A 14,826-nucleotide genomic window follows, 5' to 3' on the forward strand; every position below is an offset into this window, starting at 1 on the left:
CGCCTGCTTTGCGACGTGTCGGCGTTAACCCGGGATTTTGCCCGCAAGAAATGCGGGACTGGGATGGGAGGCCGTCAGATGCGGCCTCCGCTGCGAAGGCTGCATTGCCTAGTCCAGAAAGGACGCCGTTGTCGACCCCGAACTCCCGTAAAACCCCAAAAATCCTGACGTTAGGCAGTCCGCAGCCTTGATCCGCGTCAAGGCGCCACAACGAAAAGGCTGATAGAGGCATGTAGAGTTCAATACAGTCGTCCTTGTCTTAACAAGGGACTTAACACGACATGACGAGGAAAGTTCCATGACAATTTACAAGCTTGCTCTGATCGCGGCGCTGATCCTGCCAGCGGGTGCTGCACTGGCCGATGGCGATGCCGCAGCGGGTGCAAAGGTTTTCAAGAAATGCGCTGCCTGTCACACCGCCACCGAGCCCAGCAACAAGGTCGGTCCATCCTTGATGGGCGTCGTCGGGCGCCCGGTGGCCTCTGTTGAGGATTACAAATATTCCAAGGCGATGAAGGCCTTCGGCGCTGATGGCATGGTTTGGTCGGAAGAGGAACTGACGGACTATCTGCCCAATCCCCGCGGTCTGGTGAAGGGGACGACCATGGCGTTTGCCGGCCTGAAAAAAGACGAGGACATCGCTAATGTCATTGCCTATCTCAAGGACCCGTCTGCCGCGCAGTGATCATCGGCGGTTTCATTGCCAGAGCAAATGGCCGGGGCCTTGTCGTCCCGGCTTTTTTGTTTTCGCCTTTGTCGGCAAGCGAGCGGCGCAGACTTGTTCTTGTCACATGGCATTTCTATGTGGAGGTTGTGAAAAGCTATTTTAAAATCAGGCTGCTGCTGTAAGTTCAGCGCATTGCAGACGGTTGCGGACGATACGGTTCGCCATACACGAGAGGGAGAGGCAGGACATGGCATCGCTACAGTCGTTCGACGCGGAAATCGAGAAGACCCGCGGAATTGTCACCGATATGCGCGGCAAGCTTGAACAATCGGGTGTTGTTCTCGACCAGTTCGCCAAGGCGGATACCAAGATCGGTGATGCTCAATTCGATATCGAGAATGCCCGCATTCAGGATGTCATCAAGCAGCAGGCGGTGATGGAGTCGAATATTGCCGACCTGATCATCGGCCTTGAGGACGCAACCAATGTTTTCGGCTCCGAATTCGAGAGCATGAAAACCTATACCGGTTACGAAAAATTCGTCGGTATGTTCTCCAAGCAGAAGGCCCAGCGCATGCGCACCGAACGCGTGCGCAACATGTCGCTTGCCGGCAATCTGCAGGAGCTTTTGTCGAAGTCCGACACCATTGTCGGCATCCTCAAAGATCAGCGTCAGGTGCTGGATCAGCGCTACAAGAGTTCAGAGGCAAGCCTTGTGCAGGTCATCGAACGGCGCAAGGGCACAATCGCCGAGCTTGAGGCGACGCAGCAGAAGATCAACGAGCTTAACCCGATGTTGATGGACATCGAAAACCGTATTGCAGCCTCCACGGACCAGTCGGCCCGCACAGAGCTTGAAGGCCAACGTTCCAAGCTTGCGACCGAATATAACCAGGCGCAGGCCAAGGAGCAGGAATTGCTGGCCGAGAGTCAGACGCTGGAGCGCTATACCTCGATGTTCCAGACCTTCGTGGATTCACTCAACAACCAGATCGCTGCGCAGAACACGCTGATCAACAAGCTGACCATCGATACCGAGCAGCGTATCGTTCTCTACAAGGCACTCGAAGACTCGTTGAAGACTGCCGCACAGCAGGATGTCGCTCACAAGATCAATACACTGGGCAGCCAGGTGGATACGGCAGCGGAAGAGACCATGGCCGGCATCGGCTCGGCGTCCCAGCGTCATATCGGCGATCTTCTTGAACTGCATGAGACCAATATGCGCTCGTCGCAGGACATTCAGCGCCGCAAGAAGCTCGCCGACGATGCCTTCGCACGGCGCTTCCAGGCGGTGATGGACAAGCATAATGCGGCGGATTACGTGAAGCCGTGATGGGTTTGGCTTTGTTGATCGGTCGCGGGATATCCTTCTTCGTCACGGTCGAGGCGTCGCCATGTTGAATGCCGTGGATGGCCCGGTCGCGCGTTATTTCCAGTCGGTCGAAGCCGCGCTGAACGGGCTTGCGATCTATCTCTCCAAGCCGGATCTTGGAGTGCCGGGTGCGGGAAGTGCCGGGCCTCTGCTGCTGCCTTACATCGAGCGATTGAAGAATTCCTTTGCGTGCTGGGAAAACCGGATCGGCTTTACCGAGCAGTTTCGCATATCCCGTGCCGAAAGCGGTTTCCCTGTTTTCCAGAATGTTCTGGAGCTGGAAAACGATCGCGGGACTGCCGAAAAGCGGTTGGCGTCGATACCGGAAGCGGGCGCGCTTCGATCCGAAATGGTCGACTTCATATTTCGCCAGAAAGAATTGCCCGAGGCATTGCAGTCGCAAATGGCGGAAAGGCTCTATCTGGAACAGATCGGCAAGGGGGAGATCTTTTCGCCCTTCGTGTTGCCCGAGACTGTGCGGGTGACGGTCAATTCTGCGACGCGCCGGCCTTATTACGTCGTGACCTGGGCCGCGTTCGATGGCTCAAACACGCTGCCGATGATCTATGTCGCCGGTATCGAGGATTCGGCTGCCAATGTGGCCAGGCTGCTGGTGACCGGGGACGGCAAGTTGAACGACGCGGTGGATATCCCGCTTCCCGTTGGCGGGCTTCTCAATCCGGAACTGGCGGCGCAGTTCGACGACTTTGCCGGCAAGAACAGCGCCTATTCGCTGACGCCGGCCACCATTGCCAGCAATATGGACAAGGATTTTGCCTCGCTGCACCCCAAGCATCTGCACCGTATGGTGCTGGGGCCGTTTTATGCGGCGGGCGTGACCGAAAACAGCAATCGCATTCAGGAGATCCTGACGCGCGTACGCAAGCCTGAAAATGCCTGGCTTTTGACCTGGACGATGCAGGAGATCTTTTCCAAGAAAGAGCGCCCGGAAAAGCGTGGGATTTTTTCGACGACGCCGGCGGCCGAGGAATTCCACATCGATACGGGCGATCTGGAGGCGGCGCGCATGGGCGTGTCCTCCTTCGAGAAACACGCATTGGTGCCCCATGATGCCTATCAGGCGCTCTACGCATCCGGTGAGGCAGCGTCGATCTTCGGCAATTACCGGGTGCATGTGATTTCAGGAAATAATGTGGTGAGCGAGGTCTGAGATGAACGCACTCAATGCGGGGCTGACGACAATCCACGAAGACGAGATCGAAAAGCATCTTGCGGTGGCGCAGGGACTGGTGACGCGCACGATCGTCCTGGATCAGGGCGACAGCCAGTCGGGCCCATCGCTTGCGGGGACCGGTCGACGTTTCGTCTCGCCCGTGGCCACAGGTTCGGTGCGCCGCACGCGTGAGGTGGAACTGGTCAAGACCATTGCCTCTCTGAAGGCCGGCGATCCGCTGATGTCGCCGCAAAGCCATGCGGTTCTTTACCGGGCGCGGCGCGGGGCGCAGGTGGCGCTTGCGGTGGCAGATGTTTTCGCACGACAGAGCAATCTGGAAGCGCTTCAGGCGCGCAACCGGTCGGCACCGCTTCAAGGGGCGGATGCCGAGCAGTTCAAGGCGCTGCTGGCAGCCTCGGCCTATGTCGCGTCCTTCACCTTTGCTGCCTATCTGGCATCGACGCTGGCGGGCGAGGGAGAACCGGTCAACGACACCCGTGAGCCGGATTTCCTGTTCGATACACCGCAGGATGCCCTGAAAAGCATGATGGCCGGACTTGATGCAGCCATTTCCGGGTCGCCGGATGACCAGGCATTGACCGCGCGGGCGCGTGCCTTTGCCCGCGAGGCGCTGGAAGGACTGATTTCCCGCAAGGCGCGCTTCACCGGACTTGCCGGTTTGGACAATACGCATATCCGCATCGACCAGGACGATTTTACCCTGGATGGTTTCGATGTGGCGCCCGGCATGAAGCGCAAGCCGCTGGTGATGACCTTCAAGAAGCCGGAAGAGATCGTCGGCAACCACATTGCCAAATATCAGGCGCTCAAGCTTGCCAAGATGATGATGGCCTACGACTTCGACCGACAGATGAATCCGTTTGTCGAGCTTGGCGGCTTTCTCTTTACCTTTATCGGCGACGGCATGCCGGGAACAGGCAAGACCATACTCATCCAGATGCTGGCGGGCATGCTGAACGATTACTGCCAGGTCGCAGGGTATGCCTTCCATTACGAGAATTTCGGCGTCGACCAGATTTCGTCCTATCAGGGTAAATCCGGCCAGAATGCCAAGGAATTCATCAACAATGTCCTCAATCCCCGCGCCATCGGCTTCGGCACGATCGACGATATCGATCAGGTGGCGGCAAAGCGCGCCGATGACCGGGCATCAGCCGGCCAGCAGGAAGTGACTGCCGTTTTGATGGAGAGCTTTGCCGGGGCCTCGACCGTGGTGCGCGGCAATTGCAGTTTCGGCATGTTCTCCAACTATCCGGAAAATGTCGACGATGCGCTGCGTCAGCGGGCGGGTGCGCGCTGGCTGGTGGATGGTCCGCAGACCGAACACGACTATATCGACATCTTTGCGCTTCTGATCGGCAAGAACCACTCACTGCCTCTGGGCGACCATACGCTCTTTGCCGACCAGGAGATCAAGCGTGCGGTTGCCACCTCCTATGCGCAGCACAGCCAGCCGAAGGAGGCGGGGCTGGTGTCTGTCTGGGAGCGCTACGAGACGGCGCATGGAAAGATCAGGACCCTTGCCGATGTCGGCGCCTATCTGCATGAGATCAAATTGGCGGAACCGCGCTTTACCGGGCGTGCGATCAAGAACATCACCGATGCGATCAAGATGCGGGCCATGGATGTGGAACTGCCGGACGAGTGGTTCGAAACGCCTCAGGCCTTCATGCACAAAGGCTATGACGAGAAGAAAGCGATGATCGAGGCGCTGCGCGGGCCGATCACGATGGACATGATCCTGCAGGAGGTCAACCGCTACGCCGACAGCGAATTCCGCTACACCGACAAATCCGACAATGCTGCCGTCTCCGACATTATCCGCCGTGAACGCCAGCGCGAAAAGGCCATCGCCGAGATCGAAGCGATGAAACGCGATGGACGGTGGCAGGGATGAACCGCCTTCTCGAAGCTGAGCTGATCTATGGGCGGTTGCTGACGATTCGCGAGCCGCATCTGATCGAACGATACAACAAGGCGCTGGCCGGGTTCGGACTGCGGGGAACGCAGCTCGAAAGCTTCGATATCGATATGACCGGGTTTTCGCCGCAGATTGCAGATGAGCTGGGTGACAAGGATTATCTCGATCCTGACCGGGTCAATCGACGCTTCATCATCATGACGCCGGATCAGGAAAACCTCCCGGTGGTGCATACGAGTTTTTCCAATACCGCAGGCCTGATGCACGAGTTCTTTGACGCCAATGTACGGGCGATCAACGCGGTCACGATCAAGGACGCGCTCTATGGCGAGATCGAGGATTCGGTCGCGCGGGTGGAGACACTCGAGGATCTGCTGTCCATCAACGAGGTGCGTTTTCGGGTCCTGTCTGCCGAGGATCTTCTCGGCAAAGCTGCGGAGTTGCGCCAGCTTGCCGATCGCCTGCGCAGTTCCGACAATGCCTGGCGTGACGATGCCATGCTCAACCGGATGGTGGAGCTGGTCAAGCTGACCGGGGATATCCGCCAGAATGTACTGGTGCCGGACAAGCTGGTCTTTCGCCATGACGCCTATTGGGCAAACCATTTCGGCGGAGTGTTCATCTTCGTCGACGAGAAGAACACGACGGTGATCTGCGATCCCGAGGCACCGGGTTTCCGCCGCTCGCGTCCGTGGCAGGTAAGCTATATCGGGCTTGACGATCCGTCGCGCATTTTCGACTTTCTGGCCCGCACCGGCCGCATCGAGTTGCCGCGCGCCAGTTGGGTCGAAGCTTCGGGACTTTACAGGCATCGGGCCGACATGGCTTTGACGGCGCTTGCCGAGCGCTCTGAGCCAGACACAGATATGTCGAAGATCGATGGGATCTGGTTGCAGACCTGGGCGCAGCGCAATGCCGGTCTGGTGGCGGAGGAGGGAAGCTATCCCTTCTTGATGGATATGCAGCGCGCAATCGCCCGCACCGGCAATATCCGTATGGAGGAGATCTCGGCCAGGCAGCGCTTCATGCTGATCCGGGCAGCGCCGCAGCATCCGGACCAATGGCTGACCAACAGGCTGATCGCCCAGTTCAATCCAGCCGACTTCGTGTCCCGCTTCATCTTCGACAAACAGGGTTTCTATCAGGCTTATGAGGGATATCGCGAAACCTACCGCGAATTTGTTGTATCACGACTGACGGCAACATATCTGCAGGACAAGAAACGCTTCCGAAAGCAGCTTTACGACATAGGAGACGAGACGAATGCTTGATCCGATCATCGCGTTTTTCCAGCGCATCTTCAGCGCGATCGGGCGGGGTGTCGGCCTTGTTGTCGCCTGGCTGCTCTGGCCGTTTCTCGCCGCCCATGGCTGGTACAAGGATCGCAACTGGCTGATCAAGGGACCTATCATCCTGGTCCTGGCGGTGCTGGTCGCGTCATACGGATGGTTCTTCTGGCGCACGCAGATCTGGTATGGTTTCGACACCCAGATGGTGGAGAAATATGACTTCGCCAAGCGCACGGTCGCGGCCGGTGAAAAACTGCCCGATCAACCCAATGCGTGCCAGAACTCGGCAATTGCAACGGTCGCTGCGGATCTGACCGATCTCAACGTCAACCAGAATGCATGGGTGTCGTCGACACTCCTCTACAAGCTTGGTTTCTTCGGGATCGACTGGGACAATACGCCCTTCTTCGACAACAAGGCCTCTTTCCAGCGCGGTGTGAATCAGGTGGTTCGGCGCGTGGCAATCGAGCTTGCCGACAATCTGGGGCGAGTCCGCGGCACATCCGGTATCAACAGCGATCTTCAGGAAGCGCGCGGGCGTATCCAGTATGACGAGGAGGCCTGGTATTTTGGCATCCATCCATTGGGCTTTCGCTCGACGACACCTGCCACCTACCGGTCTGCGATACGCTACTGGCGCCAGTTCAATGCCGATCTGCAGCAGTGCAAATCCGTCTTCGACACAAGAGCGGACAATCTGATGCAATTGCTCGACCGGGCGGCGAGCGACCTTGGCAATACGTCCGATATCCTGCGCCGTCGGTCGGAGGATTATAATGCCGGCTGGTTCGACACACGTGCCGACGATCGCTTCTGGTTTGCTTACGGCCAGCTCTATGCGCTGCGTGCCATTCTTGCGGCAACGCATGCCGACTTTCAGGACGTGATCCGCGAGCGCAATCTGCAGAGCCTCTGGATGCAGACGGAAGAGCAGGTCGAGGCTGCATTGAGAGTGCAGCCGGCAATCATTTCCAATGGTGCGGAAGACGGCTGGATCATGCCCACCCATTTGGCCACCATGGGCTTTTACATTCTGCGCGTGCGCTCCAACATGGTGGAGTTGCGGACTGTGCTCGACCGTTAGCCGCCCACAGGGAAGGGGTGGGAAACTGCCTCTTTTCGCTATTGCTTTTCGGACGAGAAGCCCACGGTGCGCAGGCGCTCGAAAAACTCGTAGGTGACGCCGACCACTTCGCCTGCTGTGCCAGCCTTCTCACGGTATTTTCCCACCGTGCGTACAAAGCGGTGGTTACCGTCTTTGCGGCGCACACGGTATATGCTGTGGTAGGTTTCGTTATGAACGCTTGCGCGTTCGAAAGCCTCCATGACCATCGGCAAATCCTCCGGATGGATCTTGTGTCCGAACTCGACCATGTTCAGGGGGCCGTCGTGATAGGTCATCTCGAAGATTTTGAAGACATCGGGCGTGGCATACAGGAGCCCGCTATCGAGATCGATCCGGAAAAATCCATAGTAACGAAAGGCTGTGACAAGCTCGACAATTTCGGCATTGGAAATGCCGACAGCGTTGCCATCATGCAGGCCAGGATCTGAATGCTGGTCAAAATGTGTTGGCAAGCTGTGCACCTTCGTGTCTTCAGGATAGGCGAGGACCGCTCCCCGTCCATCCAAATGCTCAATGTCCGTCGCCTGCTAGCGTGGCGTAAAGCGATCAGGTGCATCCTGCGACACGGTATATGGGCAAAGCATATCACACGATATTCTTGTCCTTCCCACGCATGCCGCCTGGCGCACCCGGTTCGCAGTCTTATATTACAAGTTAGTTAATTAGTTTCAACCGGATCGCCTTGGCCACGAGCTGGGTGCGGTTGACACAATCCAGTTTCTTGATGGCATTTGTCATATAGGCATTGATCGTGTGATCAGACAGCGAGAGGATTTGCCCAATCTCGATCGAGGTCTTGCCCTGAGCCGTCCATCTGACGACTTCCAGCTCGCGGGCAGACAAGGCGTTGGGGGCGGAGAGTTCTATGCGCCGCATACGGTCAAAGACGTCGAATGCGTGAAGCGATACCATGCTGAGTTCGTTGAGCTCAGACTGGTTAAGCAGAGGACGACTGCCGTAGAAGCGGATCAGAAAGCGGGTCGAATCGACGGAATTGAAATTGAGTACGACACCGGACGACATGCCAAAGCGCAGGAAAAGTTCGCACATGGCGTCGGAGCAATCGAAGCGATAGGCGATGTTCGGGTCATTGATGCGCCACATCTGAGGCAGAACGCTGTCCTTCACACGGCCACCAATAGGACAGTCACGCAGGTAGTGGTTGCGGTCAAATTCGCGCAGGAATGGCAGCGGGACGGAGCCGTAATGAACCAGCGGCGCTGCCAGACTGTCGTTCGGCCCGGGGGCAGTCATCACGGCGAAATAGGCGTAGCCGAACTCATGGGCGATGCGATGCATCACCTCACTGAATTGGGTTTTTGTTTCACAACCCGAAATTTCGCTGTTCAACAGCGATTGGCGCTCCGCAATGATCATTTCTGATTTCTAAAATTACCGTGATTGGTATGTTACCGTTAACAAATATATCATGTTCCAACAAAAGCTAGTCTTTTTTTGTCATGAATTATCCGCTCCGCGCATATCCTTTGTCATTCCTTGCAATTGGAGCGCAAAGACAGGGTTTAGTGTTTACCGCAAGTCAAACAGGAATGTGTCCGGTGTCCTTGATTTCTTCCATCACAGCATAGGTGTGGGTTTCCCTAACCCCCGGAAGTGCCAGAATCACATCGGATAGAAATTTGCGGTAGGCGTCCATCCCCGAAACGCGCGCTTTCACAAGATAGTCGAAGCCGCCGGCAACCATGTGGCACTCCATCACGTCGTCGCTACGTTTCACGGCCCGGGCAAAGGCATCGAAGACGTCCGGTGTGGTGCGGTCCAGTTTGACCTCAATAAAGACGATCAGTTCGCGGTCGAGCTTTTGCGGTGACAGAATTGCCATGTATCCTGTGATGACACCGTCGCGGGTCAGGCGGCGTACCCGCTCGGCTGTCGCTGTCGGCGACAGGTTGATGCGATCTGCGAGCTCGACATTGGTCAAGCGCCCATCGTTTTGAAGCGCTCTGAGGATCTTGCGGTCGACCTTGTCGATTTCTTTCATAAAACACTACCTTCAGGAATAATTGCAGTTACTTTCACCGTTTGAGTATTCATCTTTAGTGAGATTATCTGCAAATTCGTTTATATGCTGCATCAACCACGGAGGCAACCATGAGTGCATCAGCTATGACCGAGATTTCCCAGTTCGACGCCCCATTTGGCGGTGACGATGATCGCTTGTTGCGCGATGTGGCGGGGCAGATTTCGCTTTCGTCGAGCCAGGAGCAGTCGATTGACCGACGCGCGACGAAGTTCATCCAGGCTATCCGGAACGATTCCGGCTCTGTCGGCGGTGTCGAGGATTTCCTTCGGGAATACGGGCTGTCCACGCGCGAGGGGCTAGCGCTGATGGTTCTGGCAGAAGCGTTGCTGCGCGTGCCGGATGCTCATACGCAGGACAAGCTGATCGAGGACAAGCTGAAAGAAGGCGGCTGGAGCCAGCACGAAAGCAGCGCCGAAAGCTGGTTCGTTTCGGCTTCGGCCTGGGCACTCGGCATGTCGGCCAAGGTCATCCGGCCCGGTGAGACGCCGGAAGGCGTGGTGCGTGGGCTGATGAAGCGGGTTGGGCTGCCGACGGTTCGCAATGCTACCCGTCAGGCGATGCGGTTCCTCGGACATCACTTCGTGCTTGGCGAGACCATGAAGGAAGCACTGTCGCGGGCCGCCAAGAGCGAACAGAAGGGCTACCGCCACTCCTTCGACATGCTGGGCGAGGGTGCCCGCACGGCGGCGGATGCCAAGCGCTATTTCAAGTCCTATGCGGATTCGATCGAATCCATCGGCACCTTCATGGCGAAGAACGCCAAGGGCAAGGAATTGCCCGACCGTATGGGCATTTCCGTCAAGCTTTCGGCCCTTCATCCCCGTTATCTGGCCACCCATCGTGAGCGGGTGATGCGCGAACTGGTACCGGATCTGTTGAAGCTCGCGCAGATGGCCAAGGCGCATCAGCTGAACTTCACCGTGGATGCCGAGGAGGCCGACCGTCTGGAGCTTTCGCTCGATGTGATCGCTGCCGTCTTTGCAGATCCGTCGCTGGATGGCTGGGACGGATTCGGTCTGGCCATTCAGGCCTATCAGAAGCGTGCGCCTGAGGTGATCGACTTCGTCGACACTCTTTGCAAGACCCATAACCGCCGCATGATGGTGCGGCTGGTCAAGGGCGCCTATTGGGATACCGAGGTGAAGCGGGCGCAGGAGCGCGGTCTGGACGATTATCCTGTGTGGACGCGCAAGCCGGCGACAGACCTTGCCTATCTCGGTTGTGCGGCGCAGATGCTGGAAAAGCGAAAGCGCATCTTCCCGCAATTTGCCACCCATAATGCGCTCACCGTTTCGACCATTCTGGAACTGGCCGGTGCCGACCGCAGCGGCTTCGAATTCCAGCGTCTGCATGGCATGGGCGAGGCGCTTTATGACAATCTACTATCGGGCAATGAACGCATTGCCTGCCGCATCTATGCACCGGTTGGCGGTTATCGCGATCTTCTGGCCTATCTGGTGCGCCGCTTGCTGGAAAATGGCGCCAACTCCTCTTTTGTCGCCGTTGCTGGCGACAAGAATGTGCCGATACGTTCGCTGCTGGAGCGACCTGCAGAGCGTCTCGGGCTTGGCAAGGGTGTGAGCGCCCGCCATAACCAGATCCCGATGCCCGATGGCCTCTACGGCGCGCGCAAGAACAGTTCCGGCCTGGAATTCGGCCACCGCGAAACTCTGGACGCCTTGCTCGTACGTGTCGACAGCAAGGCGGCCAAAGTTGATGCAACGCCATTGGCACCGGGGGCAACGGGCCAGGGCGAGGCGCGTCCGGTTCTGTCGCCGTCCGACCGCAGCCGCGTGGTCGGCTCGGTGCGCGATGCAGCACCGGCGGATGTGGATCGCGCCTTTGCGGCTGCCACAAAGGGCTTTGCCAAATGGTCGCGCCGGCCCGTTGACGAGCGCGCCCTATGCCTCGACAAGATGGGCGATGCGCTGGAAGAAAACCGCGACCGTTTTCTGGCGCTGCTTTCGGCAGAGGCTGGAAAGACTTTGGATGACGGCATTGCCGAAATCCGCGAGGCGATCGACTTTTGCCGCTATTATGCCGCTGAGGCGCGTCGCCAGTTTACGGCGCCTGAATCCATGCCCGGCCCGACCGGTGAGACAAATCGCCTGATGTGGCGCGGACGCGGCGTCTTTGCCTGTATCTCGCCCTGGAATTTTCCGCTGGCGATCTTCCTCGGTCAGGTCTCTGCCGCACTCGTCGCGGGCAATGCGGTGATCGCAAAGCCGGCACCCCAGACACCCCTTGTTGCGTTTGAAGCCGTCAAGCTGTTCCATCAGGCAGGCGTTCCGCAAGACGTGCTCTTCCTTTTGCCGGGTGGTCCGGAGATCGGTGCGGCCATCACGGCGCATCCGAAGCTTGCCGGTCTTGCCTTTACCGGCTCAACGGCAACGGCCAAGGCGATCAACCGCACACTGGCGGACAAGGACGGGCCGATTGTTCCGCTGATTGCAGAGACCGGCGGTATCAACGCCATGATCGTCGACGCCACGGCGCTTGCCGAACAGGTGACGGATGATGTGGTGATGTCTGCCTTCCGGTCTGCCGGACAGCGCTGCTCGGCGCTGCGCATTCTCTATCTGCAGGACGATATTGCCGATGGCATGCTGGAGATGATCGAAGGGGCGGCAATGGAGTTGAACCTTGGCGATCCATCGCTTCCGAACACAGATGTCGGGCCGGTGATCGACGAAAAGCAGAAGGGCATGCTGACCGCCCATGTGGACGAGATGCGCAAGACACAGAAGGTGCGCTACGCCGGCACCACGCCGAATACCGGCAACTTCTTTGCGCCGCACATCATCGAGCTCGACAAGGCCGAGGCGCTGACGCGCGAAGTCTTCGGGCCGGTGCTGCATGTGGTGCGCTGGAAGGCCAAGGATCTGCCCAAGGTGATCGCGGCGATCGGTGATACCGGATACGGGTTGACACTTGGCGTCCACAGCCGGATCGAGGCGACCGTGCGCATGGTGACGGATGCTCTCGACACCGGCAATATCTACATCAATCGTAACATGATCGGTGCTGTTGTCGGTACGCAGCCGTTTGGCGGCTCAGGCCTGTCCGGGACCGGCTTCAAGGCCGGCGGTCCTGCCTATCTGCTGCGCTTTGCGGTCGAGCAGGTGATTTCCGTCAACACTGCGGCAGCCGGTGGCAATGCCAGCCTGATTGCCCTTGGCGAAGGCTGAGCGCTCGTTCGGTGCCTCTGACAGAAGAGAGGGCTGCCCGATGGACAGCCCTTTCCAGCCCATTTAGCCAAATTTGGCAGGGGACTTGGCCGAAAAGCACTCGCCTTCCACCTTCGTTCAGGCTCTAATCCGGCGCAAAGCCGGAACGGCCAATGGACGCAGGAGAGGTGACACTTATGGCGGAGATCAAGTCGGATATCGAGATCGCACGCGCGGCAAAAAAACAGCCGATCATGGAGATCGGTGCCAAGCTTGGTATGGTGCCCGAGGATCTCATTCCCTATGGCCATGACAAGGCGAAGGTTGAGGCCGGGTTTATTGCCGGGCTGAAAGACCGGCCCGACGGCAAGCTCATCCTTGTGACCGCCATCAATCCGACGCCTGCAGGCGAGGGCAAGACCACGACCACCGTCGGGCTTGGCGACGGGTTGAACCGGATCGGCAAAAAGGCGGTCATCTGCATTCGCGAGGCTTCGCTTGGCCCCTGCTTCGGCGTGAAAGGTGGTGCTGCAGGCGGTGGGCATGCGCAGGTGGTGCCGATGGAGGATATGAACCTTCACTTCACCGGCGATTTCCACGCGATTACCTCGGCCCATAACCTGCTCGCCGCCCTGATCGACAATCACATATACTGGGGTAACGAGCAGAATATCGACACGCGCCGCGTGACCTGGCGTCGGGTCATGGACATGAATGACCGCGCCTTGCGCGAGATCGTCTGTTCGCTGGGCGGTGTGGCCAACGGCTATCCGCGCGAAGCGGGCTTCGACATCACGGTCGCCTCGGAGGTCATGGCGATCCTGTGCCTGTCTCGGGATCTGAAGGATCTGGAGCAGCGGCTCGGCAATATCATCATCGGTTACCGGCGCGACAAGAGCCCGGTCTTTGCCCGCGACATCAAGGCCGATGGCGCGATGACGGTGCTGCTGAAGGATGCCATGCAGCCGAATCTTGTGCAGACGCTGGAGAACAATCCGGCCTTCGTTCATGGCGGTCCCTTTGCCAATATCGCCCATGGCTGCAATTCGGTGATTGCCACCACAACGGCGCTCAAGCTTGGCGAGTATGTCGTGACGGAAGCCGGCTTCGGGGCCGATCTGGGGGCGGAAAAATTCTTCGACATCAAATGCCGCAAGGCCGGGCTGAAACCGGCTGCCGCCGTCATCGTTGCGACGGTGCGGGCACTGAAGATGAATGGCGGCATCGCCAAGGAGGATCTTGGCACCGAAAACGTCGAGGCGCTGACGCGGGGCTGCGCCAATCTGGGCCGGCATGTTGCCAATGTGCGCAAATTCGGCGTTCCGGTGGTGGTTGCCATCAACCACTTCATTTCCGATACCGAGGCGGAAATCGAGGCGGTGAAGGACTATGTCTCGCATCTGGGCTGCGACGCCATTTTGTGCCGGCACTGGGCGGAAGGTTCAGCCGGCATTGAAGAGCTCGCCCGGCGCGTTGCCGAACTGGCCGATAGCGGTCAGGCACAGTTCAAGCCGCTTTATCCCGACAATCTGTCTCTTCTGGAAAAGATCGAAACGGTTGCATCCAAGATCTATCACGCGGGCGAGGTGACAGCGGACAAAGCGGTGCGCGACCAGTTGAAGGCCTGGGAAGAGCAGGGCTATGGCGACTTGCCGGTCTGTATTGCCAAGACACAATATTCATTCTCCACCGATCCGACCCTGCGCGGTGCGCCGGAAGGCCATAGCGTGCATGTACGTGAGGTCCGTTTGTCTGCCGGTGCCGGCTTTGTGGTGGCAATCACCGGCGAGATCATGACCATGCCGGGCTTGCCACGCTCGCCATCGTCTGAGCGGATTTTTCTCAACGATATCGGTCAGATAGAGGGACTTTTCTAAGCCCATCCGCCAACTACCTCATATGGTGATTCAAATCGTGAGCCGCAGCCCTGGTGCGGCCGCGATTGCCGGCGTCGTGTATGAGACGATCTGAAAAGAATAACATGAGTTTAATAATCATGATTTTTAAATTGACTTAAAAAATCATGTTTTATATGGCTAGCG

At 58.1% G+C, this 14,826-nt stretch carries 11 protein-coding genes; 8 read left to right on the forward strand and 3 right to left on the reverse strand.

What is annotated here, in order from left to right:
• Positions 1-298: 298 nt before the first annotated feature.
• From ACWPM9_RS06805 to ACWPM9_RS06830, 6 genes are all read left to right on the forward strand, one after another.
• The gene (locus ACWPM9_RS06805) at positions 299-685 is read left to right on the forward strand and encodes a c-type cytochrome (protein WP_484757186.1); all 387 of its coding nucleotides are present in this window, start codon (positions 299-301) and stop codon (positions 683-685) included.
• 229 nt (positions 686-914) lie between these two features.
• A complete protein-coding gene (locus ACWPM9_RS06810; RefSeq protein ID WP_428187385.1) occupies positions 915-2,003 on the forward strand; it encodes a hypothetical protein in 1,089 nt (362 codons plus the stop codon).
• Between the two features lie 61 nt (positions 2,004-2,064).
• Positions 2,065-3,213 (forward strand): hypothetical protein, encoded by a 1,149-nt coding sequence (locus ACWPM9_RS06815; RefSeq protein WP_428187384.1) that lies wholly within the window; start codon positions 2,065-2,067, stop codon positions 3,211-3,213.
• A gap of 1 nt (position 3,214) precedes the next feature.
• Positions 3,215-5,134, forward strand: coding sequence for an AAA family ATPase (locus ACWPM9_RS06820; RefSeq protein WP_484757187.1), 1,920 nt, complete (start codon positions 3,215-3,217; stop codon positions 5,132-5,134).
• On the forward strand, positions 5,131-6,429 hold the full coding sequence (locus ACWPM9_RS06825; RefSeq protein WP_484757188.1) for a DUF6638 family protein: 1,299 nt from the start codon (positions 5,131-5,133) through the stop codon (positions 6,427-6,429). Before ACWPM9_RS06820 ends, ACWPM9_RS06825 begins: the two co-directional genes overlap by 4 nt.
• The gene (locus tag ACWPM9_RS06830; RefSeq protein WP_428187381.1) at positions 6,422-7,531 is read left to right on the forward strand and encodes a DUF2333 family protein; all 1,110 of its coding nucleotides are present in this window, start codon (positions 6,422-6,424) and stop codon (positions 7,529-7,531) included. The genes ACWPM9_RS06825 and ACWPM9_RS06830 overlap by 8 nt, the downstream gene beginning before the upstream one ends.
• A gap of 38 nt (positions 7,532-7,569) precedes the next feature.
• Here the strand turns inward: ACWPM9_RS06830 and ACWPM9_RS06835 are convergent, their stop codons facing one another.
• The 3 genes from ACWPM9_RS06835 to ACWPM9_RS06845 form a co-directional block, all read right to left on the reverse strand.
• Entirely contained in the window at positions 7,570-8,025 is a 456-nt protein-coding gene (locus ACWPM9_RS06835; RefSeq protein WP_428187380.1) for a PAS domain-containing protein, read from the reverse strand.
• 202 nt (positions 8,026-8,227) lie between these two features.
• Positions 8,228-8,950, reverse strand: a complete 723-nt coding sequence (locus tag ACWPM9_RS06840; RefSeq protein ID WP_428187379.1) for a helix-turn-helix transcriptional regulator — start codon at positions 8,948-8,950, stop codon at positions 8,228-8,230.
• A gap of 163 nt (positions 8,951-9,113) precedes the next feature.
• Entirely contained in the window at positions 9,114-9,575 is a 462-nt protein-coding gene (locus ACWPM9_RS06845; protein WP_428187378.1) for an Lrp/AsnC ligand binding domain-containing protein, read from the reverse strand.
• A 110-nt stretch (positions 9,576-9,685) separates the two neighbouring features.
• Here ACWPM9_RS06845 and putA point away from each other — a divergent pair, with 110 nt between their 5' ends.
• Positions 9,686-12,805, forward strand: coding sequence for a bifunctional proline dehydrogenase/L-glutamate gamma-semialdehyde dehydrogenase PutA (gene putA, locus ACWPM9_RS06850; protein WP_484757189.1), 3,120 nt, complete (start codon positions 9,686-9,688; stop codon positions 12,803-12,805).
• A gap of 176 nt (positions 12,806-12,981) precedes the next feature.
• Complete coding sequence (locus ACWPM9_RS06855; RefSeq protein ID WP_428187511.1) at positions 12,982-14,661, forward strand: formate--tetrahydrofolate ligase; 1,680 nt, start codon at positions 12,982-12,984, stop codon at positions 14,659-14,661.
• Positions 14,662-14,826: the final 165 nt, after the last annotated feature.

The sequence above is a fragment of the Agrobacterium sp. H141 genome (genome assembly GCF_057158725.1).